We start from the raw sequence: 23,820 nt of genomic DNA on the forward strand, positions 1-23,820 counted from the left end.
CAATAATTAGCCAGCAGCGTCGATGTCCGCTTCTGATTTGGGTAGGTCAGCCACATTAGCCGTCAAAACCTTGCCACCCACGGTGATCGACTCGACCAAAACCCGAGTCAAATCTTGGCGATGGCCTTGTTTTTTACGGGTCTTTTTCTTGGGCTTCATCTTGTAGACGGTGATCTTGCGACCGCGAGGGTGGCTGAGAACCGTCACTTGCACACTGGCACCTGCCACATAGGGCTGGCCGATCTGCGGAGCGCCTTCGTCCTGGACAAGCAGAACTTTGTCGAGCGTCAGGGATTGATCCAATTCTGCGTCGAGGCGATCGAGATCGTAGAACCGACCGGGTTCAACCCAGAGTTGCTTACCGCTTGCTTCGATGATTGCGTAAGCCATGTATGTTCAGCCGTAGAGGTGGCCACTGCTGCCTGAAGCAGCGAAGGCACTTAATTAAAACCTGTTCCGAGCCGCCTTTTGAGACAACAGCCCTCTATCATCTCAGAAAAATTTGAGAACTGTCAAACTGTGGGCATAGCGATCGCGGCAGTGAAACCCGCAATGCTAGGGTAGATTAGTTTTTTCTTTGTCAGAGATTAATTGGTCTGCGGCCCCAGTCCTAAAGGAGTGACTGCGTGCTCTCGCAAATTGCAATCTGCATTTGGGTAGAATCAACGGCAATTCTGCAGGATTGCCAGCAAGCATTGGCGGGCGATCGCTACCAATTGCAGATCTGTAGCTCTGGCGATCTGCTGCTCGACTATGCGCAAACCCATCGCGACCAGATTGACTGTCTGCTGCTAGTCGCTACCAATCCTGGTTGCAAAACCGTCATTCAGCAACTCTGCTTCCAGGGCATTGTGGTACCGGCGATCGTGGTGGGCGATCGCGATACTGACGATGTCACCGACACCCAGAAAGACTGGGTCTACCACAGCGCCGAGCTGCATCTCGGTATCCATCAGCTGGAGCAACTGCCCTATCAAGTGGATGCAGCTCTAGCGGAATTTTTGCGCCAAGCCCCCGTCGAGACCATCGCCGACCAGGTCATGCTGATGGCGGCTACCCATGATCCCGAACTCGCTAGTCATCAGCGCGACCTAGCCCAACGCTTACAAGAACGCTTGGGCTACCTCGGTGTCTACTACAAACGCGATCCTGATCGCTTTCTGCGCAATTTACCGGCCTACGAGGGACAGAAGTTACTAGAGGCGATGCAGACCAGCTATCGCGAGATTGTGCTGAGCTATTTCTCCCCCAATAGCAATCTCAATCAGAGTCTTGACAACTTTGTCAACATGGCATTTTTTGCCGATGTTCCGGTTACTCAAGTGGTGGAAATTCACATGGAACTCATGGATGAGTTTGCCAAAAAGCTGCGCGTGGAGGGCCGTTCCGAGGATATTTTGCTGGACTATCGACTGACTTTAATTGATGTCATCGCTCATCTCTGTGAGATGTATCGGCGCTCTATCCCACGGGAAACCTAAAAAGGTAAAGGAGGTCTTAAGCCCCGCTCAATTACTCATTCGAGCCTGTTAGATAGTCTGATTGCTGTTGACCCGTTCTTAATCTGTGCATGAGCCCTCGTAAAACCTACATTCTCAAGCTCTACGTCGCCGGCAATACTCCGAACTCGGTTCGAGCCCTCAAGACGCTCAAGAACATCCTTGAAGTCGAGTTTCAAGGTGTCTATGCCCTGAAGGTGATCGATGTTTTAAAAAATCCTCAGTTGGCAGAGGAGGATAAAATTCTAGCGACGCCAACGCTTGCTAAGGTTTTACCGTTGCCGGTGCGTCGGATTATCGGTGATTTATCCGATCGCGAGAAGGTACTGATTGGTCTTGACTTGCTCTACGGAGACTTGCAAGACACGGATGATTTTTAGGGATTTTGAATCCTCCCATCAGTACCACTTGATTGTTCAAGCTCTTATAAAATGACCCCCGCTGAGATGACTGGTTCCAATAACGGCTCTACGCACCAAGCGGTTGCCAAAATGCGCACGATGATTGAAGGCTTTGACGATATTAGTCATGGTGGTCTTCCGATTGGGCGATCCACACTTGTCAGTGGGACTTCTGGAACTGGCAAAACCCTCTTCTCAATTCAATTTCTCTACAACGGCATTATTGAATTTGATGAGCCGGGTGTCTTCGTCACCTTTGAAGAAACGCCACAAGACATTATTAAAAATGCGCGCAGTTTCGGCTGGGATCTCGCCAAGCTTGTGGATGAAGGAAAATTGTTTATTCTTGATGCTTCCCCAGATCCAGAAGGTCAAGAAGTAGTCGGTGGCTTTGACTTATCAGCCCTGATCGAACGTATTAATTATGCTATTCAAAAGTACCGTGCTCGTCGGGTTTCCATTGACTCAGTTACATCCGTTTTTCAGCAATATGATGCTTCTTCAGTCGTTCGCCGAGAATTGTTCCGACTCGTCGCTCGTCTCAAGCAAATTGGTGCCACGACCTTGATGACTACTGAGCGCTTGGAGGAATACGGCCCGATCGCTCGCTATGGCGTTGAAGAATTTGTCTCCGATAACGTCGTCATCCTACGCAACGTGTTGGAAGGCGAACGCCGCCGCCGAACCCTCGAAATTCTGAAGCTGCGTGGCACGAGCCACATGAAAGGGGAGTATCCGTTCACGATTACGGATAACGGCATTAATATCTTCCCGCTCGGGGCAATGCGCCTCACGCAGCGATCTTCGAACGTCCGCGTTTCTTCTGGGGTTACGCGACTCGATGAAATGTGCGGTGGCGGCTTCTTCAAAGACTCGATTATTCTTGCGACGGGTGCGACTGGCACTGGCAAAACACTGCTGGTGAGTCGGTTTGTTGAGAATGCCTGTGCGAACAAAGAGCGAGCCATTCTCTTTGCTTATGAAGAGTCACGGGCACAGCTGCTCCGCAATGCCTATTCTTGGGGCATGGACTTCGAAGAAATGGAGCGTCAGGACCTTCTTAAAATTGTCTGTGCCTATCCAGAATCAGCGGGTTTGGAAGACCATTTGCAGATCATTAAGTCGGAGATTAGCGAATTTAAACCGGCTCGAATTGCGATCGACTCTCTCTCGGCTTTAGCGCGTGGTGTGAGTAATAATGCTTTCCGACAATTTGTGATTGGCGTGACTGGCTATGCCAAACAGGAAGAGATCACAGGACTCTTCACCAACACCAGCGATCAGTTTATGGGAGCCCACTCGATTACAGACTCCCATATTTCAACCATTACTGACACGATTATCTTGCTGCAGTACGTTGAAATCCGCGGCGAAATGTCTCGTGCTATTAACGTCTTTAAGATGCGCGGTTCTTGGCACGACAAAGCGATTCGTGAATTCATGATCAGCGACAAAGGACCGGATATCAAAGACTCCTTCCGGAATTTCGAGCGGATTATTTCCGGCTCACCAACACGGATCACTGTGGATGAGAAGAGTGAGCTGTCGCGGATTGTGCGCGGCGTTCAAGAAAAGGGGCCGGAAAGCTAGTCTGCGGTGGCGATCGCCGTCAGATAGCACGCTTGCAGATCAGCCGTCAGTCCTAGAACGGAGAACGCGAGCGCTTCGCGATAGAGCCGTTGGGCTGGGTGTTGTAGTGAATTGGCGGCACCAGCTGCGCTAAAGACAGCAGCTTGGGTACAGCGATGCATCAGGCTAAGGGCTTGCACCCGCAAATCTAGCGCTCGATCTGGCAATCGCTCGGATTGCAGGAGAGTGGCGGCGATCGCCTGTTCGATCTGCTCCAATCGGGACTGGAGGAGAGCCGCACTGTCCAATGACTGCTTTTCCAGAGTTCGGATTGCAGCCCGCGCAACGCCGCAGGCAAAAGCCGTTGGACTAAGAATGCCTTGGCGATCGCGATCGTGGATCCATGTGGCAGGCTGAATCGTTACCAAGCGATCGCGGGGCAGCGTAATGCTCAGCTGAGCAGCGACTGTGCCAGTTGTTCCCATCGCAGCCAGCGCCAAGGGCGAGACTTGCCATTCAGGTGCGCTGGCTGGGATCAAGCAAAAGAGAATTTGGCCGTCGGGTAAAGGGGCGGCAATCAAAAACTCCTCAAAAAAGCCCCAGCCCGTCAGCCAAGGAAGCTGACCACTCAGGCAGATCTGATCTCCTTGCCATTGAGCTTGCAAAGGAACGGGCGATCGCCGCAGATGGGAAAAGCCAATTCCAACTTTGGGTTGACCCTGACGCAGACCTTGCAAGCAACGATCGCCGGGACAATATCTGGCGAGAAGCGCCGCGGCACTTTGGTGCTGGGTTTGCAGAAACGCCAAGGCACCTGAAGCACTGGCGATTGCAGTCTGTGCTTGCCAAACCTGCAGCGGGGAGAGTGCCGCTTCCCCCGCAATGGTAGGAAGAGACAGCCCCAGCCAACCGCGATCGCCCATTTGCCCAAGCACTGTGGCTAGGACAGCAGGATCTTGATCGATCGCTTCTGCTTGGGGCTGCACCTCGGCGGTCAGCCAATTTTGCAGGGCTTGCAGTTCCACTCCCTCACCGATATCTGAGGCGATCGCATTGGAGCTAAGCGGCCAAGGCCGCTTCGATCGCTTGAATTAGCGCCGGATCGTTAGGGGCAACACCGCTCTTGAAGCGTGCCAAAACCGTACCGTCCTTGCCGACCAAGAATTTCTCAAAGTTCCACGCGACATCTCCAGCAGGTTCCGTTTGGGTCAGTGCCGCATAGAGGGGATGTTGATCAGCCCCTTTGGCGTGGACTTTGTCGAACAGCTCAAAGCTGACATCGAAGCGAGTTGAGCAGAAGGTTTTGATCTCCTCGTTGCTGCCCGGCTCCTGCGCCCCGAAATCATTGCAGGGGAACGCCAAGATCTGCAGCCCGCGATCGCGGTATTGCCGATAGAGGGCTTCTAAGCCGCTGTACTGGGAGGTGTAGCCGCAGTAAGAAGCGACATTAACGATCAACAACACCTGACCAGCGTAGTCACCGAGGCTTTTCGCTGCACCATCGATTGTCTTGACTGCAATGTCCGTGACCTGAGGAGCCATAAGGGGTTCACAAATCTTCATCTTCTATTGTCGCAGGCTTGCTGGCTCTCCCTGGCGACTTTAGACGGGTGGGTCTCCGGTCCCCATCAGCAAAATGGTAGGTTGCTGTTGCCTTGTCCCTGCGATCGCCCGTGACGCTCTCTCCGCCCGATAGTCCCAAAGTCCGTCTGCGCGATCGCCGCGATGCCCTGATCTTGCTGGGGTTCTGGTTGCTGTCCTTAGCGATCGATGGACTCTGGCGCAGCGTTGACCTCGCCCCACCGGCTTGGGATCAAGGCGATCACTTCAGTCGGGCTCTGGCCTTTTGGCAGGCATGGCAATCACCTCAGCTTTTGAATGGCGGTTGGTGGACACAGCTATGGCAACTCGCGCCGACCTATCGGGGGCCACTGACCTATCTGCTGACCCTGCCGCTCTTCCTGCTGTTTGGAGCCAACTGGGAGAGCGCGATCGCTAGCAACGGTCTGTTTAGCGGACTGCTACTGATCAGCACCTACGGCCTGGGGCGACTCTATGCCAATCGCACCACGGGTTTGGTGGCGGCGGGTCTGAGTCTGGCGGCACCGCTGGCGATCATTCAGCGGGTCGATTACCTGATCGACTACAGCCTGACGGCAGTGCTGACGCTGACTTGGCTCTGCCTATCGCTCTGGAAGTTTGCGAGGAGCCCCAAGCGACGACTGGGGGCAGCAGCGGCCAGTGGGGTCGCGATCGCGGCGGTCTTTCTGACCCGTCCGACCGGACTGATCTTTCTGTGGTTGCCGCTGTTGTGGCTGGCGATCGCGGCAGTGGGCCAACTCTTCCAGCAACGCCGCTGGCAACCCTTGGCTGAATTGCTGGTGGCAGGTGGCATTGCAGGGCTGTTGTCTTGGCCTTGGTTTAGCACCAACTGGCTGACGATTCTGTCCTCGATCGCCAATGCTCGCGACTGGGGGGTGAAGTATCAGGAGGGTTTGGAGGCCAATACTCTCGCAGGCTGGCTCTACTACCCCGAAAATCTGCCGGAGATGCTGTCGCCCTGGCTGTTCGGTGTGTTGGTCGTCAGTAGTGCCATTGCTGCTGTTTGGCTTTGGCGGCGCGGTGAATCGGGACCCGGCTCGCGCGATCGCTGGCTCTGGCTGGCGGGCTTTCTCTTTGGTGCATATCTGATCTGTGTCCTGGGCAGCACCAAAGTCACACGTTTCTTCCTGCCGTTGCTGCCCAGCTTGATCGTGCCCTTAGTTGCCCTACCGACGGTTCTGCCCCGACGCTGGCAGCAGGCACTGTGGACGGGGGTGGCGGCGATCGCGATCGCAGTAGGATTACAGACCATTTTCCCAGGGCCGATCCGAGCAGCTTGGCCGACCCGCTTTCCCCAAACGCAGGCTTGGCCGTTGGCTGGGATCATCGAGCGCATTCGCGAGACACAACCGCAGCTGCAATCAACCCTAGCCGTCTTGACGGATGCCGAAGCTCTGAATGCCTTCAACCTCAACGCCGAGGGGCAAAAGCAGGACTTCAGCGTTTTTGCGCGGCAAACCCTAGCGCCGGAAGAGAACTGGCAGGCAGACTTGCAAGCGTTTGACTGGTTCCTCAGCAAAACCGGCGATCAGGGGGTGATGGCGGGCAAGACGGAAGAACGGCTGGTGGAAGCGATCGCGCGATCGCCTGAATTTCAGTCCGTGGGACAGTGGCCACTTCCAGATGGAAGTCAAGCGCAACTCTGGCAACGGCGAGCCCTGACCCTCTCGGCCAAACCGAGCGCCTGCCCCAAGCAGCCACTGGAACTAGCAGTCATTGCACCGCCTCAAGCCAAGGCCGGTCAGCCGTTTCAGATCACTTATCGGCTGCGCGGGTCGATCGCACAACTGCGCAACAGCCTGTTATTGATCACTTGGCAGAACGATCGCGATCGGCTCTGGGTGCAGGATCACCAACCGGGCCTGGGCTACCTTAAAGCCGGTGCGGGCTGCATTGAACTGGAAGAACGCCTGACCACCCAAGCCCCCGACTCGCTCCCAGAGGGTTCCTATCAGTTGCAGGTTCAACGTCTGGATCGCGAGACCGGCGATCGCCAAATCCTGCCGACGGCTTCGACGGTCATTCAACTGGGGACGATCCTGGCGCCGACCAGTCCGACGGCCCTTGATCCGGTCAGTCGCTTGCATCAGTTGGGGACACTCCTAGAGACTGGTCAGGTTGATCCGCTCTTTGCTGACGTGAGTCTTCTCAATCAGGCTGACCCTGAGCAGCACTATCTTGATCAGGCGATCGCCAGTCTCCAAGCGCGGTTAGAGGATGAGCCGAACCAGTTGGACTGGCTCTATCCCCTCACCCTCAGCTATGTGCTGGAGCGGCAAGCCCCCCAAGCGGAGGCTGTGCTGCAACGAGTCGTGGCGGTCAACCCTGACAATGCGTGGAACTGGACATACCTCGGGTTTGTGCAGCTCTATCAGTTCCAAGGCGCTAAGGCGCGACAGTCTTTGCAAGAAGCAGCGATGCGTCAGCCCGAAGTGCCGATTCTGCCGACTTTGCAAGCGGTGGCTGCGGTGCAGTCTGGACAGTGGGGCGAAGCGATCGCCCGTTTACGGGGAGAGATGAACTAAGTGATGAATGACCATACGGCTGCGATCGCTGCTCATTTTGATCAATTGGCACCGGATCTCGATCGCTGGCGGCGACGCAACCGCACTTACTACCGCGATCTGGAAAAGCTGCATCGCTTTTGGATACCAGCAGGCTCACGGGTGCTGCAGATTGGCTCCGGTTTAGGAGATCTCCTCGCGACCGTTGAACCGTCCTTCGGCGTCGGGATTGATGTCTCGCCGCAGGTGGTGGCGATCGCCCAGCAACGCCATCCACAGTTTCAGTTTCATTGCTTGGCTGCCGAAGAGTTGACACCCGAGGCGATCGGTGATCCGAAACCGTTCGACGTGATCATCCTGACGGGCGTCCTCAGCTACCTGACAGATATTCAAGTGGTGATGGAGCGACTGCAAGCTTTTTGTCATCCTCGTACGCGGCTGATTCTCGGCTTCCATAACTTTCTCTGGCAGCCCCTGCTGACGCTGGCTGAGAAAGCGGGGCAGCGATCGCCCCAACCGCCCGAGAGCTGGCTGGGTATGCAGGATATTCTCAACCTGCTGACGCTGGCAGGCTATGAGCCGATCAAACAGGGTCGGCGTTTCTTAGTGCCACGACAGATTCCTTTGCTAACGGGCTGGATCAACCGTTGGATTAGTCCGCTGCCGGTGATCGAGCATCTGGCACTGACCAACTATGTCATTGCGCGTCCGATTGCTCGACCCCAAGCTCAGCCCAGTGTCTCGGTGATTGTTCCGGCTCGCAATGAAGCGGGCAATATTGCCGCAGCTGTTGAGCGCTTGCCTGAACTGGGTGCAGAAACTGAGTTGATCTTTGTGGAAGGCCACTCCCGTGATCAGACTTGGGAGACGATCGAGCAGACTGTGGCTGAGTATCAGGGGCCGCTGAAGCTGCTAGCCTGCCGCCAAACCGGCAAGGGTAAAGCCGATGCTGTGCGGTTGGGCTTTGATAAGGCCAGTGGCGACATTCTGATGATTCTTGATGCGGATTTGACCGTGCAGCCCGAGGATCTGGGGCACTTCTACCGTGCGATCGCCAGTGGACGGGGTGAATTCATCAACGGTTCGCGGCTGGTCTATCCGCGATCGCGGCTGGCAATGCCGGGGCTGAATACTTTTGCTAATCGGACTTTCGCCCTAATCTTTTCATTCCTGCTAGGACAACCGCTCAAGGACACCCTTTGCGGCACTAAGGTGCTCTGGAAAACCGACTACGATCGCGTGGCGGCAGGACGGAAATACTTTGGGGATTTTGATCCCTTTGGCGACTTTGATCTGCTGTTTGGTGCCGCCAAACTCGGCCTCAAAATTGTCGAAGTGCCAGTGCGTTATCAGGAACGCAGCTACGGCAGTTCCAACATTGCCCACGTCCGCGAAGGGCTGATTCTGGCACGGATGTGTCTTTACGCTGCTGGCAAACTGAAGTTCCCGTACTAACGCTCCTTGACTCCTGCGACCCCACCGCCCTCGACGATAACTAGCCAGCGCTGGATTGTACCGCTGCTGTTGGTTACAGTGCTGCTCAATCTGGGGCTGATACTCTGGGGCGGTTGGCAGACGATTTGGCAACAGCTCCGCCAGATCCCGTTCGCCTTTTATCCGCTCAGTGCACTGATCCTCTGTTGTGGCTATGGCATCGGTTTTTGGCGCTGGCATACCTACCTGCAGGTGCTCGATCACTGGTTACCCATCCGCCCCAGCCTACGGATTTTTTTGGGCAGTTTGGCGCTGACTGCCTCACCGGGGCGAGCAGGGGAATCGATCAAATCGCTCTGGTTGCGGCAGCAATTCGGCGTTTCAGCGGCGCGATCGCTGGCGGGTCTGGTCTGTGAACGGCTCTGCGATCTGCTGGCGGCTCTGCTGATTGTGGGGCTGGGGCTCTCAGCCCGACTCGGGGCAGGCTTTTGGTGGGCTTGCTTGGGGCTCGCGATCGCCCTATTTCTAATCCTCGGCCAGCCTCAACGTCTGCAAGCGTGGGCTGAACGCTTTGGTGGGCGTTCGCGGCGGCGTAAAGGCTTAGAGCGCTTGGCGCATCTCCTGTTCAGTGCCCGTCGCTTGCTACAGCCGCGTTACTTAGCCGGTGGACTGCTTGTCTCGGTCGCCATTTGGTCACTCGAAGGGGTAGTGCTCTACGGCTGTTTTCAGGTGTTGCAAGCGGAAACGATCAATCTGCCGACGGCCATCCTGATTCGGGCAGCCATGGGTTTGGGCGGAGTGTTGACGTTGCTGCCGGGCGGCTTGGGCGGTGCGGAAGCTGCTTCGATCTCCTTGGCACTCCTCTACGGGGCCGATCGCGATCAAGCGATCGCCGCGACCGTGCTAATACGCCTGCTGACTCTCTGGTTCCCGATCGCGATCGGCTGGGTTGCCTTGCATCGCCAAAGTCGCACCCTTAAATCTCTCGCGTTGTCTCCTCTCCCTGAACCCGATGCTGACCAGTCGCCAAAATCCCCTCGCTAAACAAATTCGCCAACTGCATCAGGCTAAAGGTCGCCGCCAGCAGCAAGCCTTTTTGCTGGAGGGAACCCACCTCTTACAGGAGGCGATCGCAACCGGCTGGCCACTCCTGCAAGTCTGTGCGACCCCCGAGTGGCAAGACCAGCATCCGCAGCTCTGGCAGCAGGCAACGCAAGTGGCACCGGAGCAAACCGTCAGCGCAGATTTGCTGGCGTATCTTTGCACCACGGTTAGTCCGGATGGAGTGGTGGCGATCGCGGCACGACAACCGCTCCGGAAACCTGATTCACGCGCTTCGTTGCTAGTTGCTGTCGAAACTCTGCAAGACCCAGGCAATCTCGGCACGATTATTCGCACGGCAGCAGCAGCAGGGGCAGAAGGCCTCTGGCTTAGTGCCGATTGCGTCGACCCTGACCATCCGAAAGTGCTGCGAGCTTCTGCCGGTCAATGGTTCCGGCTACCAATGGCGATCGCCCCCGATCTCGGGCAAACCCTGCGATCGTTGCAGCAACAGGGCCACCAGATTGTTGCGACCTTGCCGCGTACCGAAACGACGCTGTGGCAAGCGAACTTTCGGCAACCAACGGTGCTGCTCTTGGGAAATGAAGGCGCAGGGCTAAGTGCCAACCTGGCGGCGATCGCGGATACCGCTGTCACAATTCCCCAAGCTGCGGGCGTGGAATCGCTGAATGTGGCGATCGCGGCAGCTCTACTGCTCTACGAAGCCCGCCGCCAGCGACAAAGCTAGCCGCATCGCCGCCGTACAATGGCGAAATGCTTCTGCAATTGGCACGGAGAAACAAGGGTGAGCAGCGAGTTTGACTACGACGTCATCGTCATTGGTGCAGGCTACGGCGGTTTCGATGCAGCCAAACATGCCTGTGAAAAAGGCCTAAAGACGGCGATCGTGGAAGCCCGTGACCTTGGCGGCACCTGTGTGAATCGCGGTTGCGTTCCTTCCAAAGCACTGCTGGCAGCCTCAGGGCGGGTGCGGGAAATTACCGACACTGATCACCTCCAAAACTTTGGCATTCAAGTCCAAGGCGTCAGCTTCGATCGCCAAGCGATCGCGGATCACGCGGCTAACTTGGTCGAGACGATTCGCGGCAATCTTGGCAACACCCTCAAACGGCTGGGGGCTGACATTCTGATGGGTCGCGGTCGGTTGGCCGGCAGCCAGCGCGTCACCGTCACTGCTGCTGATGGAGTGGAAAAAACCTATAGCGCCCGGGATGTGATTCTGGCGACGGGCTCTGATCCTTTTGTGCCGCCCGGCATTGAAATCGACGGTAAAACCGTTTTCACCAGCGACGATGCCCTCAAGCTGGAAACCCTGCCTCAGTGGATTGCGATTATCGGCAGTGGCTACATCGGCCTAGAGTTCTCTGATGTCTACACGGCGTTGGGCTGCGAAGTGACGATGATCGAAGCCCTCGATCGCCTCTTGCCGACCTTTGACCCCGATGTCGCCAAAGTTGCCCAGCGATCGCTGCTGGAGGGGCGGGATATCGAAACTCGTACCGGCGTCTTGGCCCGCAAAATTACGCCGGGCTCGCCGGTTGTGATTGAATTGGCCGACTTCGAAACCAAAGAACTGGTGGAAGTGCTGGAAGTCGACGCCTGCCTAGTGGCCACGGGTCGGATTCCCAGCACCAAAAATCTGGGTTTGGAAACCGTTGCTGTTGAAGCCGATCGCCGCGGTTTTATTCCCGTCGATGCGGGGATGCGCGTCCTGCGGGATGGTAATCCAGTGCCGCACCTCTACGCCGTCGGTGATGCCACTGGCAAACTGATGTTGGCGCACGCTGCTGCGGCTCAAGGCGTGGTCGCGATCGAAAACATCACTGGCCATCCGCGCAGTGTCGATTACCGCAGCATTCCAGCGGCGACCTTCACCCACCCCGAAATCAGTTCGGTCGGCCTCAGTGAAGCCGATGCCAAAGCACTGGGTGGACAAGAAGGGTTTGAAGTGGCCAGCGTCCGCAGTTACTTCAAGGCCAACTCCAAGGCCCTGGCAGAGGCCGATGCCGATGGCTTCGCCAAGCTCCTGTTCCGCAAAGATACCGGCGAAGTGCTGGGCGCTCATATCTTTGGGTTGCATGCTGCTGACCTGATTCAAGAGGTCGCCAACGCGATCGCTCGTCGCCAGTCGGTCAAAGAGCTAGCCTTTGAGGTGCACACCCACCCGACTCTGAGTGAGGTGATCGAATCGGCCTACAAACAAGCTGCTACTGCGATCGCCTAAATTCCGGTTCTTCTCTTGCGATCGCTGGTCATAATCCGGCTAGCGATCGCCCCTCTATTCCTTGCGCTCACACTCCCATGGAAGTCCGTCGCCGTCCGCCCAATCCGGCTGTGCATGTTGCCAGCCTCACCTATCAGGTCAAGGTGCCGGGGAGTAGCCCCAGCAATATCCTCGAGGAAATTGTCTGGTACAAGGAGCGCGAGGTCAGTGCTTGGCGGGAACAGTTGCCGCTGCAACAGCTCCAGGCTCAAGTTCGCCAACTGACCCAAGCCCCTCGCGATTTCCTCGCGGCACTGCGTCAAGCTCCTATCCAGCCTGCGGTGATTGCTGAGGTCAAAAAAGCTTCACCCAGCAAGGGCGTCCTGCGGGAAGACTTCGATCCCGTGGCGATCGCCCAAGCCTATGCCGCTAATGGCGCAGCTTGTATTTCAGTCCTGACCGACGAGAAATTCTTCCAAGGCAGCTTCGAGAATCTGCAACGAGTGCGAGCAGCTGTCGATGTGCCGCTGCTTTGCAAAGACTTTGTGATCTACCCCTACCAGATCTACAAAGCACGCCTGCTTGGGGCCGATGCCGTCCTGTTGATCGCGGCAATTCTCTCGGATGCCGACCTGCGCTACTTCCTCAAAATCGCCCATAGTCTGGGCTTGAATGCCTTGGTGGAAGTGCACAGCCTGCCGGAGCTGGAGCGAGTTTTAGCTCTAGATGACCTGCGGCTGGTCGGCATTAACAACCGCAATCTCAAGACCTTTGTCACCGATCTGGCCGTGACCGATCACTTGGCTGCCCAATGCCGCGATCGCGATCTGCTGCTGGTCAGTGAATCAGGTCTGTTCTCAGGAGCGGATCTCGCTCGCGTTAGCCAAGCGGGCGCACGGGCTGTCTTGATTGGTGAGTCGCTAGTCAAGCAACCGGATCCGGGGCTGGCGCTGCAACAGCTACTGAGCGATCGCCCGTCGGCTTAGTTTCAGGGGGGGCTTGCACACTGCCTAGATTGAGTGACTGTGCTCTGATTAGAGCAGTGCTGTAGTAGCCGGCTGGTCGGGGGCCAGCGGTTTAAGCGGCGATCGTAAACACTGCTCCATCAACCCTGTGATGCCCTCAGCAATATAAATCGGCACATTGAGAGCTGTTTCCACGTCCGCTACCGTCAAGTCGTCCAAGAAGCAACGATCGCCGTGGCGCAACATCACGGAAGGTAGTAACAAGCCATCGCCCAAATCGCGATCGCCTAGGGATTCAATCAAATCTTGACCCGTGAGCAAGCCGGTGACGGTGAGCGCTTGACCCCAGTAGCGACTGGCTAAACCGACTAGATCGACTTGCAAGCCTTGGACTCGATTTAATCGAGCTTGGAGGGGTTGAAAAGCTTGCTCTACCACATTCCCCACCACCCAAGTCAGCCGACGGGATGGCGCAATTTGAGGAGGTAAAGCCTCGGCTTGGCGTTCAAATTCACTAATAAACGACCGAATGGAACCTACGCCGTTTTCCAGTTGGGGATATTGTTCGTACCAACTGGCGGCGGGCAGGGGTTGACCAGCAATGAGATACCATTCATCGGCCAACCAAGCAAAGCGGCTGCCGAGTTCCGCTTGAAATTGCGACTGGAGAGCCTCAACGAGTGAGATCGTCGCCGCAGCATCGGCAGGCTGCACGGGGCGTAATTCATCCTCCGTGGGCCGAAAGCGGGTCAGACCGACGGGCACAACAGCCACCGAGGCTACGGTTGCAGGATCACCTGTATGAAAAGCGGCTAAATCCGTCAGAGTTCGCTGCAGTTGGGCCCCATCGTTAAGGTCTGGACAGACGACGACCTGCGCGTGAATTTGCAGGTGGTGCTCACGGAACCACTGCAACTGCTCAACAATCAAGCCCGCCCGTTCATTTTTGAGCAACCGCCGCCGCAGATCGGGATCGGTGGCATGGACGGAAACATAGAGCGGTGACAACCGCAGCTGAGCAATGCGTCGCCATTCTGCTTCGCTGAGGTTCGTCAGTGTCAGGTAGGAGCCGTAGAGAAAACTAAGGCGATAGTCGTCATCTTTGTAGTAAAGGCTCTCGCGTTTCCCGGGGGGTTGCTGATCAATAAAGCAAAAGGGACAGCGATTGTTGCACTGAATCAACCCATCGAAGAGAGCGGTCTCAAATTCCAGCCCTAGCCCTTCGTCGGTGTCTTTCTCAATGTCGATTTGGTGCGATCGCCCAGCAGCATCCAGCACCTCTAACGCTAAAAACTCATCGCTGCAGAGGAATTGATAATCGATCAGATCGCGGGGTTGCTGACCATTGATCGAAACGATCGCATCGCCCGGCTCAAAGCCAATTTCAGCCGCAATCGAATCCGGTAAAACTCGGCTAATGCGGGCGGGTTGAAGACTCGAACGGCTCATGGGGGCGATCGCAGGACAGGATTAATGAAAAAAGCACACCCTTCCATTAAATATTCTGCAAAGTTCCCGTGGCGATCGCCGTCAGAATCAGACCGCCAAAGATAATCCGATAGATGACGAAGCTCCAAGTGTTGTGGGTGCGCAGAAAACGCAGCAACCAAGCGATCGCCAACCAAGAGAAGATCAGCGAAGACAGCGTACCGATTGCGAGAACACCCAAGGAGGATCCGTCCAATCCTGCCTCGAGTAAGTCCTTGAGTTCGACTAAGCCTGCGATCGTGATCGCCGGAATTCCCAGCAGGAAGGAGAAGCGGGCAGCGGTATCGCGTTTCAAGCCTCGGAATAAACCTGCAGTCAGGGTTGAGCCCGATCGCGAGACACCAGGCACCAAGGCCAAGGCTTGGGCCAAGCCCATCCACAGGCCATCTGCAAGGCGCAGTTGACTGAGATCGCGCTGATGTTTGCTCAGTTGCTCAGAGGCACCTAGCAAGAGCCCCATCACGATGGAGACCACCGCGATCGCGCCCAAACTACGCAGAGGGGAATTGTCGTAATCGGGAATGAAGCGCTTGATCAGCAGGCCGCCGATCAGAATTGGAATGGTGCCAAAGAGGATGCCCAAGCCCATCTGGGCCGATTCACTGCGAAAATCCTTTTGCCGGACGGCGCTGACCAGCCCCCGCAGAACGTAGGTCAAGTCCTGACGGAAGTAGGACAGGACTGCCACAATGCTGCCGAGCTGAATCACCGCAGTAAACGCCACACCAGGATCGCCCCAGCCCAAGACCACTGGCACAACTTTGAGGTGAGCTGTGCTGCTGATTGGCAAAAATTCAGTGGCACCTTGGACAAACCCCAAAACAATGGCCTGCCAAAGGTCGAGGCGATCGGCGCTACTGACAGCAATGAGCATGGAGAGCGCTTCCTGTCCGCGGATCACGGGCGTGAGACAACTTCAGCATTGTGACTGATTGTTGCTCTTTCGTTGTGGCGATCGCGGCAATCGAGCGGCTGGCTACTTTTCGAGCCGCACCACGTACCACTGCACCACCAGTCCAGGCTCTGTCTCAAACTCGCAGGCAGTGTTGAGCAGGTCCTGCGCTTGGGCTTTGCGATCGCCGCGCTCCGCCGTACCCATCGGCAAATTGTCGGGATAGCGATCGATCAGGGCTTCTAGATAGGCCAGCATTTCCTCTGGCGTCACAAACCGTTCTGGCTGATTGGGTTCCAGCAGGACATAGGCGTCTTCGCGATAGAGCAGAGCATTGGCCATAGCAAACTCCTAGAAGAGATTCGTCAACGCCTAAACGGTGCTGAGCGGCTGGGGAACGAGTTCCGCTGCAACATTGATGGCAAAAGCGGCCTCCAGCGCATGACGGTTGTAGTCAAAACTCCAGAGTTCTAGGGCACAGTCCTCACCAGACCGAGCGGGATGGAGTTGAAGCAGCAGCTGTCGTTGGGGTGCGAGATAACGACAGTGGAGGCTGGCGATCGCTCCTACTTGTCGGCGATCGAGGGCAACTGCCGCCCGCAGAATAGCGCTGAGCTGTTCCACGAGGCGGCGCTGTTCTTTGGTAGGTAAGGTGCGGAAGTTCTCGTGTTTTTTCTTGGGCAGACTCTTGCGGTGATAGCGTGCCAGATTGGCGATCAACTCAATTTCTGTCTCGTTGTAGCCCAGCAGTCCGCCGTGGCGAATCAAGTAATAGGAATGCTTGTGGTGCGAGGAGTGGTCGATGTGATGGCCGCAGTTGTGGAGAATTGCAGCGGCCCAGAGCAGCTGTCGTTCGCCTTCGCCCCATTGGTGCAGGTATCCCTGCAGCTGATCGAAGAGACTGAGGGCTAACCGGGCAACCTGCTCGCCGTGACTGACATCCACCCGAAACTTGCGCGCTTGATTGTAGACACTGCGCTGCCGCACCGATCCCTGATAGCGCAATTTATCTTCGATCAGCCCATGACTGAGCATCCAATCGACAATCAACCCTTCGCGCAGCGCCCGCTCGCAGATCGTGATCTGATCGCAGCCCAACATCTGCATCGTTTCCTGCAGCACGATCGCCCCAGCCACAATGATCTCGGCCCGTCGTTCTGAGAGCTCCGGCAGGGTTTGACGCTCGGCAAACGGCATCCGTCGCAACTGCTGAACCAGTTGTTGCAGATCACTCAGGGCCAAGCTGTAGCCATTAAATGTCGTGGGCAAGCCCCCCTGACTTTGATGGGCATGCAGGGCTGCCAGGGCTTGAATCGTACCCGAGGTCCCAATTAGGCGCAGGGGCGTGCTGGGGGGTAGGGCCGCTTTGACTTCATCGACCGCCCGCTCGACCATGCCCCGCACATAAGCCTGCAGCACAGTGTATTCACTGGGGCTAATCGGGTCGGTGTGAATGAACTCCTGAGTCAGCCGGACTGCACCGACTTTGGTACTGGTCAGACAGAGGGGTTCTTGCCCTGCACCCAGAATTAGCTCGGTGGAACCGCCGCCAATGTCGATAATGGCGTGGTGTCGTTGCTGGAAATCCATGCCCGACAGCACCCCAAGGTAAATGCGCCGTGCTTCCTCGGGGCCAGAGATTAAATCAACTTCCAGCCCGACTTCATGGATGACGCGATCGAGAAATTGGCGACCATTGGGGGCTTCCCGCACCGCACTGGTGGCCACAGCCACGATTTGGGTGGCTCCCCGAGCCGCCGCGATCGCCTGGCACCGTTGCAGGGCTTGCAATGCGCGCTCCATCGCAGCTTCAGTCAATTCCCCCGTCGCCGGATCGCGATCGCCCAAGCGAACTGTGGCCTTCTCGGTGCCAATGATGTCGAAGGCGGGCAGATCGGGCCGAATCCGCACCACCACCATGTGAATGGAGTTCGTGCCCACATCAATCGCCGCCAAAATCGGTTCCGACCCTAGCTCGCTCGGCAGGGACGGCTGGGTGTGGGGCACAATCTCGGTGCTCATGGGCGCGGGTTCCAAGCTAGGCCTAGTCTGCCATGCAGCGGGGGACTCACTGGCAGTGGGATAATAAAGCCGTTCTTGACGGTGCTATGAGTTCCTCTGCCTCCCGTGAATCGACTTGGTTAGCAGTCATTCGCCTACTGCGCTGGGACAAGCCAGCAGGGCGCTTGATTCTCTTGATTCCTGCACTCTGGGCAGTGGTACTGGCTTCCGCTGGGCGGCCTGATTTTGGCTTGCTGTTGGTGATCGTGAGTGGCGGATTGGCTGCCAGTGCCGCCGGTTGCGTGATCAATGATCTTTGGGATCGCAACCTCGATCCGCGGGTTGAGCGCACCAAACAACGCCCGTTGGCTTCTCGTCGTCTCTCAACACGGGTGGGCGCGATCGCGGCGATCGTATCGCTAGTCGCTGCTTGGGGACTGTCCCAATTCCTCACTCCCCTTGGCTACTGGCTCTGCGTGGCGGCTGTGCCTGTGATTGTGCTCTATCCTGGTGCGAAACGCGTCTTTCCAGTCCCGCAACTGGTGCTGGCGATCGCTTGGGGATTCAGTGTGCTGATCAGCTGGGCAGCCGTCCAAGGGGAACTGCAGCCAGCAACAGCGGCACTCTGGGCAGCGACACTGTTTTGGACCTTGGGCTTTGATACGGTTTATGCCCTCGCCGATCGCGAAGACGACATTCAAGTGGGCATCCAGTCCAGCGCCCGCTTCTTTGGTGACTTAGCCCCACAGGCGATCGCGGCTTGCTACCTCTTGACTAGCCTCTTCCTGGCTTGGACGGGGGTTTTACTCAACCTCCATCCGCTCTTTTGGTTGACCTGGGGCGGGGCGACAGGCTTGTGGGTCTATCAAAGCTGGCGCTTGCGAGAGCCGCTGCCGCGCTCAGTCTATAGCCAGATTTTTGCGGAGAACGTCTCGATTGGTCTGTTGGTACTGACAGGCTTTTGGTTAGGGGTTGGGCTACTGTGACGAGCGTCTGGCCAGAGCCTCTTCAACCGGGCGATCGCCTGCTGGCGATCGCGCCTAGTGGTTGCCTGCGTGAACTTGACGCTCTGCAAGCAGCGCTTGAGCTTTGGCGGCAGGCGGGCTTTCAGATTGACCTCGCGCCGCACTGGCAGGAGCAACAGGGATATTTAGCCGGCAGCGATCGCGATCGCCTCGCGGACTTGAAAGCAGGTTGGCTCGATCCGCACTATCGCGGCTTGGTCTGCATTCGGGGTGGCTGGGGTGCTGCTCGACTTCTCGAAGGATGGGACGACTGGCCAACTCCACCAGAACCGAAATGGTTGATTGGCTTTTCGGATATCACCACGCTGTTGTGGACGCTGACGCGCCAGCAACGGGGAGCGGTTCATGCTCCCGTTTTGACGACCCTAGCAGCGGAACCCCCGCGATCGCTGCAGCGCCTTTGGGATTGTCTGCAAGGCAAACCACTAGAACCCCTCGCCGGTAGCGTCTGGGTGCCCGGAACAGCAGAAGGCCCCATCTACCCCGCCAACCTAACAGTGGCGACCCATCTGCTGGGAACGCCTTGGCTGCCCGACCTGCGCGGTGCCATTCTGGCGATCGAGGATGTTTCGGAGCAACCCTATCGGCTTGATCGCTTGTTGACCCAGTGGCGCTTAAGCGGTCAACTCCAGCATCTGGCTGGGATTGCGGTCGGGCGCTTCAGTCAGTGCGATCCGCCCTCCGATCGCCCCAGTTTTAGTGTCGAAGCGGTTCTGCGCGATCGCCTCAGTGACCTTGGGATCCCAGTGCTCGCGGACTTGCCCTTCGGGCATGATGGCGAAAATGCTGCCTTGCCGGTCTGGGCGATCGCCCAGATTCAAGGCGATCGCCTCCAGATTGATTGGCCCGCTGCCAGTCAGGAGTAAGAGAAGCTACAACTGACAGCGATCGCGTTAGTGGGGCACTACAGGGCATTCGGCGAAGTTTTTCGACCAAACCTCAGGGTGAACCGTCAGTTGCGACTTGAGTTCAGCAGGCAAATTCCACTGTTCGGGATGGGGCAGGTCAGCGCCAGTGGGTTGAGCGCCACAGTAGGGACGGCTGCCCGGTTTATCGAGGTACTGCTGGTGGTACTCCTCCGCGAAGTAGAAGGTCGGCGCATCAATGATTTCAGTAGTGATGGCGCCGTAGCCCTTGGCTTTTAAGACCGCTTGGTAGGCTGCTTGAGAAGCCAGCGCAATCTGCTTTTGCTCGGGCGTGTAGCAATAGATGCCAGAGCGGTATTGCGTACCGCGATCGGGTCCTTGACCCATCCCTTGGGTGGGGTCGTGGCTCTCCCAAAAGGCTTTGAGCAGGTCCGCGTAGCTAATGCGATCGGGATCGTAGGCAACGCGCACGACTTCGTTATGGCCTGTCAGTCCGCTGCAGACTTCACGATAGTTCGGGTTGGGGGTCAGGCCGCCAGCATAGCCAACCGCTGTCGAGTAGACGCCGGGCAACTGCCAAAACTGTTTTTCGGTTCCCCAGAAGCAGCCGTTACCAAAGAGGGCGAGTTGAATCCCGACTGGAAAGGGGCCATCAAGCGGAGTCCCCAGCACAAAGTGTTTTGCCGGCACCAGCATCGCTTGCGCACGACCCGGTAAGGCCTGTTCAGGAGTAGGGAGGCCGGGTTTCTTGCCAAACAGTCCAAACATGGTGCGATCGCAGGAATGTGCTTCTCCACTCTGCCATTTCTCTCCCCTTGCCTAGGGTCGCAACGATCGCAGCGCAACCGAGGGCTTCAGGCGACCGTCTCGCTCGGTCCAAACCAAGATCGACTGCGATTAGCGATCGCGACCAGCACCAGCATCATCGGCACTTCCACCAAAACACCGACTACCGTGGCGATCGCCGCGCCGGACTGCAGGCCAAACAGACTGATTGCCACAGCAACTGCCAGCTCAAAGAAGTTCGAAGTCCCGATCAAAGCAGCGGGGGCAGCCTGACTGTGGGGTAGCTTCCAGCGCCAAGCCCAGGCGTAGGCGATCGCAAAAATCAGCAGACTTTGCAGCAAAATCGGCACGGCAATGAGAGCGATCGTCTGGGGCTGCGCCAAAAAAGCCGATGCTTGAAAGCCAAAGAGTAGCAGCACCGTCAGCAATAGTCCGAGGGTTGAGAATGGCTTACAGGCGCGATCGAACTGACTGATTGCAGCCGCTCCCCGTTTCAACAAGCGGTTGCGCAAGCTTTGTCCGACGAGCAAGGGCACCGCCACGTAGAGCAGCACGGAGCCCAAGAGGGTTGGCCAAGGTACGGTGATCGCAGCGAGTCCTAGCAACAGCGCAGTGATCGGGGCATAGGCAACGACTGTCACCAAGTCATTGACCGCCACTTGAATGAGCGTGAAGGTCGGATCGCCCTGCGTCAGACGGCTCCAGACGAAAACCATGGCAGTGCAAGGCGCAGCCCCCAAGAGGATCAGACCGGCGATCGCCGACTCCGCAAGCTGGGGTTCAATCCAGTCCCGAAAGAACCAACCGAGGAACAGCCAGCCGAGCAGCGCCATCGTGAATGGCTTGATTGCCCAGTTGACTGCCAGCGTGACGATAAACCCCTTGGGCTGACGACCGAGTTGCTTAGCAGCCCCTAAATCAACATCAACCAGCATCGGCAGAATCATGCACCAGATCAGCACCGCGATCGGCAGGTTGATCTGAGCAATTTCCCAACGGCTTAAACCGGCAAAGAAAGCCGGAAATTGCTGACCCAGCAGTAGACCCAACCCGATCGCGATCGCTACCCAGAGACTGAGCCAGCGTTCAAAGAAACCCAAGCGGGGGGCGCGATCGCAGGAAGCAGTCATAGGAGTGGGGCTTGTGTTGCAGAAAACAGGCTGGCGCTGCTTATCAAGATAATTTGATGAGTAGTGCAACTGTCAAGGAATGACGCCATGCGCGTTGGCATCAATGGATTTGGGCGGATCGGCCGACTGGCTCTGCGAGCCGCGTGGGATTGGACAGAACTGGAGGTTGTCCAGATCAATGAACCCTACGGTGAGGCTGCCGCTGCAGCGCATTTATTAGAGTTTGACTCCAGTCAAGGGCGCTGGTCGCGCGAGATCACGGCGACGGCAGACAGCCTGACGATTGAGGGGCGATCGCTACACTACAGTCGCGCCACCAATCCAGCCGCGATCGATTGGGCAGCGCAGGGCGTTGAGCTGGTTTTGGAGTGCAGCGGCCAATTTCGGACGGCAGAGAAGCTGGAGCCACATTTTCAGGCGGGCGTTCAAACCGTGATTGTTTCTGCGCCCGTAAAAGAGGCGCTGAATATCGTCATGGGGGTCAACGACAATCGCTACGACCCTAGCCAGCACCGGCTGCTAACCGCTGCTTCCTGTACGACCAACTGTCTGGCACCCGTTGTCAAAGTCTTGCAGGAGGCGATCGGGATTCGCCATGGTTTGGTGACGACCATTCATGACCAAACGGCGACGCAGTCAATCGTTGATTCCTATCACAAAGACCTACGGCGATCGCGGGCAGCGGGGCAGTCGCTGATTCCGACTTCGACTGGATCAGCCACTGCGATCGGGCTAATTTTTCCAGAGCTGCAGGGCAAACTCGACGGTTTGGCAGTGCGGGTGCCGCTGCTCAATGCCTCACTGACTGATGCGGTGTTTGAACTAGAGCATGAGACGTCTGTTGAGGAGGTTAATGGTCTGTTTCAAGCAGCTGCCAGCGGTTCACTGCAAGGAATCTTGGGCTACGAAGAGCGACCGCTAGTTTCGGTGGATTATCGCGGTGATGCGCGATCAGCGATCGTGGATGCCCTTTCCACACGCGTGATCAACGGTACGCAGGTCAAGGTTCTGGCTTGGTACGACAACGAATGGGGCTATAGCAACCGCTTGACGGAACTGGCACGGAAAGTTGCGAGGGCGTTGGCATGAGTGCTTCCTCTGAGGCGATCGCCCTGCGCCGCTACGCCTTGGTGACACTGGCCTATTGGGGCTTCACGATTACCGATGGGGCGCTGCGACTGCTCGTCCTGCTCTACTTCAACCAGATTGGCTACAGTCCGCTGGCGATCGCGAGCCTTTTTCTGCTCTACGAAATCTTCGGCATCGTCACCAATTTTTTGGGTGGCTGGATTGGGGCTCGCTTTGGCCTCAAGCTGACGCTCTACGGCGGCGTTGCTTTGCAAATTGCGGCGCTGTTGCTGCTATCCAGCCTCAATCGCAACTGGCCAATGTGGGGCGCGATCGCTTGGGTGATGGCCGCGCAAGCGCTCTCCGGCATCGCCAAAGATCTGACCAAGATGAGCGCCAAGAGTGCGATTCGCTTGGTGGTGCCGCGTCAGGCCGAAGGACGCCTGTTCAAATGGGTGGCCGTGCTCACCGGCTCTAAGAATGCTCTGAAAGGCGTGGGCTTTTTTGTCGGCAGTCTGTTGCTAGCCAGTTTGGGCTACCAAGGGGCATTACAGGCTCTCGCTGTCGGTCTCAGCCTGGTTTTGATTAGCAGCATCGGGGTGCCCGCCAACCTTGGCCAACTGAAGCGCAAGCCAAAGTTCAAGCAGCTTTTTTCCAAATCTCAGGGCATCAATATCCTCTCCGCAGCTCGCTTTTTCCTGTTTGGCGCACGGGATATTTGGTTCGTCGTTGCCTTACCGGTCTTCCTCCGCACCGCGCCACCCTTGGGATTGGGCTGGAGTTTCACGCAGACGGGCGCCTTTCTGGCGTTGTGGGTGATTGGCTATGGCTTAATTCAAACGATCGCGCCGCCTTTATTGCGCTGGCTGGAAACAGGTCGTCCCCCCAGTCCGCAGACTGTACAACGCTGGGGCAGTGGCCTAGCGATCGCACCTGCTGGGATGGCGATCGCACTGCAAGCGGGTTGGGCGGCAGGGCCAGTGGTGATTGTGGGGCTAGCCTTGTTTGGCCTGCTGTTTGCCGTTAATTCCGCCGTGCATTCCTACTTGGTTTTGGCTTACAGCGCCGATGATCAGGTCGCCTTAGATGTTGGCTTCTACTACATGGCGAATTCAGCGGGGCGACTGGCGGGTACTGTCCTGTCAGGACTGATCTTCCAACTGCTAGGGCTGACAGGATGCCTTTGGGGATCCGCCTTGATGGTGGCGCTGGCCGCCGCGATCGCCCTTGCCTTGCCCGCTTTACCAACCACGCCCTCAGCAACCGCAACGAGCTGAGCACTGACTTGTGAGGCAGCCGCCAACATGGCAGCCTGAGGAAATTGC

The 23,820-nt window shown here is 57.1% G+C and carries 22 protein-coding genes; 13 read left to right on the top strand and 9 right to left on the bottom strand.

The features are described 5' to 3' along the window. Positions 1–6: 6 nt before the first annotated feature. Entirely contained in the window at positions 7–390 is a 384-nt protein-coding gene (gene rplU / locus DOP62_RS01545; RefSeq protein ID WP_208673136.1) for a 50S ribosomal protein L21, read from the bottom strand. A 236-nt stretch (positions 391–626) separates the two neighbouring features. On the opposite strand from rplU, the gene DOP62_RS01550 reads away from it, so the two are divergent. The 3 genes from DOP62_RS01550 (at position 627) to kaiC (ending at position 3,490) form a co-directional block, all read left to right on the top strand. Next, on the top strand, positions 627–1,481 hold the full coding sequence (locus DOP62_RS01550) for a circadian clock protein KaiA (RefSeq protein ID WP_208673134.1): 855 nt from the start codon (positions 627–629) through the stop codon (positions 1,479–1,481). 89 nt (positions 1,482–1,570) lie between these two features. After that, positions 1,571–1,879: a circadian clock protein KaiB gene (gene kaiB, locus DOP62_RS01555; protein ID WP_208673132.1), complete on the top strand. Its 309-nt coding sequence runs from the start codon at positions 1,571–1,573 to the stop codon at positions 1,877–1,879. A 51-nt stretch (positions 1,880–1,930) separates the two neighbouring features. After that, the gene (gene kaiC, locus DOP62_RS01560) at positions 1,931–3,490 is read left to right on the top strand and encodes a circadian clock protein KaiC (protein WP_208673131.1); all 1,560 of its coding nucleotides are present in this window, start codon (positions 1,931–1,933) and stop codon (positions 3,488–3,490) included. Here kaiC and DOP62_RS01565 read toward each other — a convergent pair. After that, positions 3,487–4,494, bottom strand: a complete 1,008-nt coding sequence (locus tag DOP62_RS01565; RefSeq protein ID WP_261789795.1) for an acyl-CoA dehydrogenase family protein — start codon at positions 4,492–4,494, stop codon at positions 3,487–3,489. The two genes, kaiC and DOP62_RS01565, sit on opposite strands and share 4 nt — an antisense overlap. Before the next feature lie 34 nt (positions 4,495–4,528). Continuing rightward, positions 4,529–5,011 carry a glutathione peroxidase gene (locus DOP62_RS01570; RefSeq protein ID WP_208673130.1) on the bottom strand — a complete coding sequence of 161 codons (483 nt, stop codon included), beginning with the start codon at positions 5,009–5,011 and terminating at the stop codon, positions 4,529–4,531. A gap of 131 nt (positions 5,012–5,142) precedes the next feature. Between DOP62_RS01570 and DOP62_RS01575 the strand changes: the two genes are divergently transcribed. The 6 genes from DOP62_RS01575 to trpC all read left to right on the top strand — a co-directional run bounded on the left by DOP62_RS01575 (position 5,143) and on the right by trpC (position 13,260). Then, positions 5,143–7,596, top strand: coding sequence for a phospholipid carrier-dependent glycosyltransferase (locus DOP62_RS01575; RefSeq protein ID WP_208673129.1), 2,454 nt, complete (start codon positions 5,143–5,145; stop codon positions 7,594–7,596). Between the two features lie 3 nt (positions 7,597–7,599). Then, entirely contained in the window at positions 7,600–9,030 is a 1,431-nt protein-coding gene (locus DOP62_RS01580; RefSeq protein WP_208673128.1) for a glycosyltransferase, read from the top strand. A 6-nt stretch (positions 9,031–9,036) separates the two neighbouring features. Continuing rightward, positions 9,037–10,053, top strand: coding sequence for a lysylphosphatidylglycerol synthase transmembrane domain-containing protein (locus DOP62_RS01585; protein ID WP_208673126.1), 1,017 nt, complete (start codon positions 9,037–9,039; stop codon positions 10,051–10,053). Next, positions 10,022–10,798, top strand: a complete 777-nt coding sequence (locus DOP62_RS01590) for a TrmH family RNA methyltransferase (RefSeq protein WP_208673124.1) — start codon at positions 10,022–10,024, stop codon at positions 10,796–10,798. The genes DOP62_RS01585 and DOP62_RS01590 overlap by 32 nt, the downstream gene beginning before the upstream one ends. A gap of 18 nt (positions 10,799–10,816) precedes the next feature. Beyond that, on the top strand, positions 10,817–12,295 hold the full coding sequence (gene lpdA / locus DOP62_RS01595; protein ID WP_208673122.1) for a dihydrolipoyl dehydrogenase: 1,479 nt from the start codon (positions 10,817–10,819) through the stop codon (positions 12,293–12,295). A 77-nt stretch (positions 12,296–12,372) separates the two neighbouring features. Continuing rightward, the gene (trpC, locus tag DOP62_RS01600) at positions 12,373–13,260 is read left to right on the top strand and encodes an indole-3-glycerol phosphate synthase TrpC (protein ID WP_208673120.1); all 888 of its coding nucleotides are present in this window, start codon (positions 12,373–12,375) and stop codon (positions 13,258–13,260) included. Positions 13,261–13,308: 48 nt separating this feature from the next. Here trpC and DOP62_RS01605 read toward each other — a convergent pair whose 3' ends face one another. From DOP62_RS01605 to DOP62_RS01620, 4 genes are all read right to left on the bottom strand, one after another. Then, on the bottom strand, positions 13,309–14,688 hold the full coding sequence (locus DOP62_RS01605) for a TIGR03279 family radical SAM protein (protein ID WP_208673118.1): 1,380 nt from the start codon (positions 14,686–14,688) through the stop codon (positions 13,309–13,311). A 46-nt stretch (positions 14,689–14,734) separates the two neighbouring features. Next, a complete protein-coding gene (locus DOP62_RS01610) occupies positions 14,735–15,601 on the bottom strand; it encodes an undecaprenyl-diphosphate phosphatase (RefSeq protein ID WP_208677012.1) in 867 nt (288 codons plus the stop codon). Between the two features lie 102 nt (positions 15,602–15,703). Further along, entirely contained in the window at positions 15,704–15,961 is a 258-nt protein-coding gene (locus DOP62_RS01615) for a chlororespiratory reduction protein 7 (RefSeq protein ID WP_208673116.1), read from the bottom strand. A 30-nt stretch (positions 15,962–15,991) separates the two neighbouring features. Continuing rightward, the gene (locus DOP62_RS01620) at positions 15,992–17,641 is read right to left on the bottom strand and encodes a Ppx/GppA phosphatase family protein (protein WP_208673114.1); all 1,650 of its coding nucleotides are present in this window, start codon (positions 17,639–17,641) and stop codon (positions 15,992–15,994) included. An 86-nt stretch (positions 17,642–17,727) separates the two neighbouring features. Between DOP62_RS01620 and DOP62_RS01625 the strand changes: the two genes are divergently transcribed. Both DOP62_RS01625 and DOP62_RS01630 read left to right on the top strand, forming a co-directional pair. After that, positions 17,728–18,606, top strand: coding sequence for a 4-hydroxybenzoate solanesyltransferase (locus DOP62_RS01625; protein ID WP_208673112.1), 879 nt, complete (start codon positions 17,728–17,730; stop codon positions 18,604–18,606). Beyond that, on the top strand, positions 18,603–19,511 hold the full coding sequence (locus DOP62_RS01630) for a S66 peptidase family protein (RefSeq protein ID WP_208673109.1): 909 nt from the start codon (positions 18,603–18,605) through the stop codon (positions 19,509–19,511). The genes DOP62_RS01625 and DOP62_RS01630 overlap by 4 nt, the downstream gene beginning before the upstream one ends. A gap of 27 nt (positions 19,512–19,538) precedes the next feature. Here DOP62_RS01630 and msrA read toward each other — a convergent pair whose 3' ends face one another. Both msrA and arsB read right to left on the bottom strand, forming a co-directional pair. After that, the gene (gene msrA / locus DOP62_RS01635) at positions 19,539–20,279 is read right to left on the bottom strand and encodes a peptide-methionine (S)-S-oxide reductase MsrA (protein ID WP_208673107.1); all 741 of its coding nucleotides are present in this window, start codon (positions 20,277–20,279) and stop codon (positions 19,539–19,541) included. A gap of 86 nt (positions 20,280–20,365) precedes the next feature. Beyond that, positions 20,366–21,427: an ACR3 family arsenite efflux transporter gene (gene arsB / locus DOP62_RS01640; RefSeq protein ID WP_208673105.1), complete on the bottom strand. Its 1,062-nt coding sequence runs from the start codon at positions 21,425–21,427 to the stop codon at positions 20,366–20,368. 87 nt (positions 21,428–21,514) lie between these two features. Between arsB and DOP62_RS01645 the strand changes: the two genes are divergently transcribed. Both DOP62_RS01645 and arsJ read left to right on the top strand, forming a co-directional pair. Next, positions 21,515–22,516, top strand: a complete 1,002-nt coding sequence (locus DOP62_RS01645) for an ArsJ-associated glyceraldehyde-3-phosphate dehydrogenase (RefSeq protein ID WP_208673103.1) — start codon at positions 21,515–21,517, stop codon at positions 22,514–22,516. Continuing rightward, positions 22,513–23,772: an organoarsenical effux MFS transporter ArsJ gene (gene arsJ, locus DOP62_RS01650; protein WP_208673101.1), complete on the top strand. Its 1,260-nt coding sequence runs from the start codon at positions 22,513–22,515 to the stop codon at positions 23,770–23,772. The genes DOP62_RS01645 and arsJ overlap by 4 nt, the downstream gene beginning before the upstream one ends. Positions 23,773–23,820: the final 48 nt, after the last annotated feature.

The sequence above is a fragment of the Synechococcus elongatus PCC 11801 genome (genome assembly GCF_003846445.2).
Taxonomy (GTDB): domain Bacteria; phylum Cyanobacteriota; class Cyanobacteriia; order Synechococcales; family Synechococcaceae; genus Synechococcus; species Synechococcus elongatus_A.

What these genes read in the sequence shown, in the direction of transcription:
- rplU (WP_208673136.1), bottom strand. Translation starts at nt 390, where the DNA reads ATGGCTTACGCAATCATCGAAGCAAGCGGTAAGCAACTCTGGGTTGAA.
- kaiB (WP_208673132.1), top strand. Translation starts at nt 1,571, where the DNA reads ATGAGCCCTCGTAAAACCTACATTCTCAAGCTCTACGTCGCCGGCAAT.
- kaiC (WP_208673131.1), top strand. Translation starts at nt 1,931, where the DNA reads ATGACCCCCGCTGAGATGACTGGTTCCAATAACGGCTCTACGCACCAA.
- DOP62_RS01570 (WP_208673130.1), bottom strand. Translation starts at nt 5,011, where the DNA reads ATGGCTCCTCAGGTCACGGACATTGCAGTCAAGACAATCGATGGTGCA.
- DOP62_RS01580 (WP_208673128.1), top strand. Translation starts at nt 7,600, where the DNA reads ATGAATGACCATACGGCTGCGATCGCTGCTCATTTTGATCAATTGGCA.
- DOP62_RS01590 (WP_208673124.1), top strand. Translation starts at nt 10,022, where the DNA reads ATGCTGACCAGTCGCCAAAATCCCCTCGCTAAACAAATTCGCCAACTG.
- lpdA (WP_208673122.1), top strand. Translation starts at nt 10,817, where the DNA reads ATGGCGAAATGCTTCTGCAATTGGCACGGAGAAACAAGGGTGAGCAGC.
- trpC (WP_208673120.1), top strand. Translation starts at nt 12,373, where the DNA reads ATGGAAGTCCGTCGCCGTCCGCCCAATCCGGCTGTGCATGTTGCCAGC.
- DOP62_RS01605 (WP_208673118.1), bottom strand. Translation starts at nt 14,688, where the DNA reads ATGAGCCGTTCGAGTCTTCAACCCGCCCGCATTAGCCGAGTTTTACCG.
- DOP62_RS01610 (WP_208677012.1), bottom strand. Translation starts at nt 15,601, where the DNA reads ATGCTCATTGCTGTCAGTAGCGCCGATCGCCTCGACCTTTGGCAGGCC.
- DOP62_RS01615 (WP_208673116.1), bottom strand. Translation starts at nt 15,961, where the DNA reads ATGGCCAATGCTCTGCTCTATCGCGAAGACGCCTATGTCCTGCTGGAA.
- DOP62_RS01620 (WP_208673114.1), bottom strand. Translation starts at nt 17,641, where the DNA reads ATGAGCACCGAGATTGTGCCCCACACCCAGCCGTCCCTGCCGAGCGAG.
- DOP62_RS01625 (WP_208673112.1), top strand. Translation starts at nt 17,728, where the DNA reads ATGAGTTCCTCTGCCTCCCGTGAATCGACTTGGTTAGCAGTCATTCGC.
- msrA (WP_208673107.1), bottom strand. Translation starts at nt 20,279, where the DNA reads ATGTTTGGACTGTTTGGCAAGAAACCCGGCCTCCCTACTCCTGAACAG.
- arsB (WP_208673105.1), bottom strand. Translation starts at nt 21,427, where the DNA reads ATGACTGCTTCCTGCGATCGCGCCCCCCGCTTGGGTTTCTTTGAACGC.
- DOP62_RS01645 (WP_208673103.1), top strand. Translation starts at nt 21,515, where the DNA reads ATGCGCGTTGGCATCAATGGATTTGGGCGGATCGGCCGACTGGCTCTG.
- arsJ (WP_208673101.1), top strand. Translation starts at nt 22,513, where the DNA reads ATGAGTGCTTCCTCTGAGGCGATCGCCCTGCGCCGCTACGCCTTGGTG.